Source organism: Oceanobacillus sp. CFH 90083, from assembly GCF_009389585.1.
Classification (GTDB): Bacteria; Bacillota; Bacilli; order Bacillales; family Amphibacillaceae; genus Oceanobacillus.
Genome location: NZ_VIYG01000037.1, coordinates 1 through 3,476 on the forward strand (window position 1 = coordinate 1; position 3,476 = coordinate 3,476).

1 protein-coding gene is annotated in these 3,476 nt (G+C 44.7%); it reads right to left on the reverse strand.

Annotated elements, in window-relative coordinates; all coding sequences use genetic code 11:
* Positions 1–2: 2 nt before the first annotated feature.
* Positions 3–3,443: a pyruvate carboxylase gene (gene pyc, locus FLK20_RS21340; protein ID WP_152658614.1), complete on the reverse strand. Its 3,441-nt coding sequence runs from the start codon at positions 3,441–3,443 to the stop codon at positions 3–5.
* Positions 3,444–3,476 lie beyond the last annotated feature (33 nt).

Consider the following 3,476-nt stretch of genomic DNA (forward strand, 5'->3'; position numbering starts at 1 on the left):
ACTTATTCAAATTCAATTAATAAATCATTTACCGCAATCGAGCTGCCTGCCTGCACATGGATTTCCTTAATCACCCCGTCCAATGGAGCCTGTACCGAGGTTTCCATCTTCATGGCTTCATTCGTCATCACATGCTGGCCTTTTTGAACCGTATCCCCTTTCGCACAATGTACTTCCAGAACGGTTCCCGGCATCGTTGCGCCTACATGTTTTGGATTGGATTTATCTGCTTTCGGATTCGCTGCAATCGCAGACTCGACACTATTATCCCGAACGGTTATTTCGCGGGACTGTCCATTCAATTGGAAATACACCACGCGTGTCCCATCTTCCTTCGGTTCCGAAATCGAGACTAATTTCACAATCAGTGTTTTTCCTTTTTCAATTTCTACTTCAATCACTTCACCAAGCTTCATCCCATAGAAGAACGTAGGTGTGTCTAATACAGACATATCCCCATACGTATGCAGAAAATCCTGGTAATCTTTGAATACTTTCGGGTAAAGGGCATTCGCAAGCAAATCATGGCTGTTCACCGGGCGATGCAGTTCTTTATACAGCGTATCACGCATTTCTTTAAAATCGATATCCTCTAACAATTCCCCAGGCCGCACAGTAATTGGCTTTTTATCCTTTAAGATCAGCTTTTGCAGCTTTTCCGGGAAGCCCTGATACGGCTGACCGATATATCCTTGCGCAAATTCAATCACCGAATCAGGGAAATCTATTGATTCGCCTTTTTCATAAAGGCTTTCCTCGGTTAAATCATTTTGCACCATAAAGAGGGCCATATCTCCTACCACTTTGGAAGAGGGGGTTACCTTTACAATATCCCCAAACAGATCATTCACACGACGGAACATCGCTTTGACTTCATTCCAGCGATCTCCTAATCCAACCGCTTTTGCCTGCTGCTGCAGATTACTGTATTGTCCGCCCGGCATTTCATGATGATAAATTTCGGTATGCGGTGCTATCATCCCACTTTCAAAATCTTTGTAGTAATGACGGACTCCCTCCCAGTACTGCCCAATTTCTTCAAATTTGTCGATAGGCAGTTCCGGCTGATGTTTCGTTCCATCCAAAGCATGATACAGAGACTGTGCACTTGGCTGGGAGGTCATTCCTGCCATCGAACCGACTGCAACATCGACCACATCGACACCGGCTTCCACGGCTCTGGCATACGTGTACACACCATTTCCGCTTGTATCATGTGTGTGCAGGTGAATCGGAATATCTACGGTTTCCTTTAAGGTGCTGATCAGCTGATAGGCTGCTTCCGGCTTCAGTAAGCCCGCCATATCTTTGATCCCCAGAATATGAGCGCCGGCAGCTTCTAATTCGGTTGCCATATTTTTATAGTATGCCAGATCATATTTGGATCTGCCTGTATCTAAGATATCACCCGTATAACACATCGCTGCTTCTGCGATTTTATCTGTTTTACGGACATTTTCAATGGCTACCTGCATCCCTTCCACCCAGTTCAGGCTGTCGAAAATCCGGAAGACATCGATCCCCGCTTCCGCACTTTTCTTCACAAATAATTCGATCACATTATCCGGATAGTTTTTATAGCCAACGGCATTACTCGCGCGGAGCAGCATCTGGAATAACACATTTGGCATACGTTTTCTCAGCTGCAGTAATCTTTCCCAAGGGTCCTCTTTTAAGAAACGGTACGCGACATCATAGGTTGCCCCGCCCCACATTTCCACCGAAAATAGATTTGGGAGTAATTTTGCGGTCGGCTCTGCAATATGCAGTAAGTCGTTTGTACGGACACGTGTCGCTAATAAAGACTGATGGGCATCACGGAAGGTTGTATCGGTCAGTAATACCTTTTTCTGTTCCTTCAGCCACGTTGCCAGCCCTTCTGGACCACGTTCATCTAAAATCTGCTTGGTTCCCGGCTGGATGTCGATATTTTCTGTATTTGGAATCATTAATGGATCAAAATCCGGCTTTTCCTGCTTTTCTGCACCGTCTACCCCATTTATCGTTGTATTCGCAATATAGGTCAGCATTTTTGTTCCGCGGTCCCGACGGACAGGGAAAATAAATAATTCCGGTGTCTTGTCTACAAAAGTCGTATCATATGCGCCGGATAAAAATTGCTCGTGCAGCATCACGTTTTCCAAAAATGGAATATTGGTCTTAATTCCTCTGATCCGGAATTCTTTTAAGTTCCGCACCATTTTAATGGTAGCCTGTTCAAAGTCCAGCGCCCACGTAGACACTTTCACTAATAAGGAATCATAGTGCGGGGAAATAACCGCTCCCTGATAGGCGTTTCCAGCATCAAGACGGACACCAAATCCGCCGCCGCTGCGGTACGCATTGATTTTTCCTGTATCCGGCATAAAATCATTTAATGGATCCTCCGATGTGACACGGGACTGAATGGCATACCCTTGCGTTGTTATTTTATCCTGTGCCGGAATACCTACCTCTTTATCGTGCAATCCAAAGCCATCTGCAATTTTGATTTGCGTCTGCACAATATCCACACCGGTAATCATCTCTGTAATCGTATGCTCTACCTGCACACGCGGATTTACTTCGATAAAGTAAAAATCATTTTCTGTGACAAGAAACTCGACGGTTCCTGCATTGACATAGTCCACATTTTTCATTAAATCCACAGCTGCCTGACAGATGGCTTCTCTCAGCTCTTCACTTAGAGATAAGCTTGGCGCAACCTCGATTAATTTTTGATGGCGGCGCTGTACCGAACAATCCCGTTCATATAAATGAACTATATTCCCCTGGTTATCACCAATAATCTGCACTTCAATATGCTTCGGATTTTCAATTAATTTTTCAACATAAATGTCATCATTCCCGAAGGCAGCCTTTGCTTCGGATTTTGCACGGTCATAGGCATTCTCCACTTCATTTACAGCCCCGACAACACGCATCCCTCTTCCGCCGCCGCCAAGCGAGGCTTTTATAATAATGGGATAGCCGTGCTTCTCTCCAAATGCTTTTACTTCTTCTAAAGAATGAACCGGACCGTCACTGCCCGGAATAATTGGCAGGTTGGCAGCCAGAGCCTGCTCTCTCGCTTTTACCTTGTCTCCAAACATATTTAAATGCTCACTGGTTGGACCGATAAAAATAATGCCCTCTTCTTCACAGCGCTTGGCAAATGCAATGTTTTCAGAAAGGAATCCATATCCCGGATGAATCGCATCCACATCCACTTCTTTTGCTAAAGCGATGATTCCTTCCATATCCAAGTAAGCGTCGATTGGCTTTTTCCCTTCCCCGATTAAATACGCTTCGTCTGCTTTAAATCGATGGAAGGACGTCGAATCTTCGCTGGAGTAAACAGCTACTGTACGAACATTTAACTCGGTACAGGCCCGAAAGACACGTATCGCGATTTCTCCTCTGTTTGCAACTAAAACTTTGTTTATTTGCTTCAAGTCTCTCATGCTTTATCACCTCTGTAGGAATTGATAGATTTT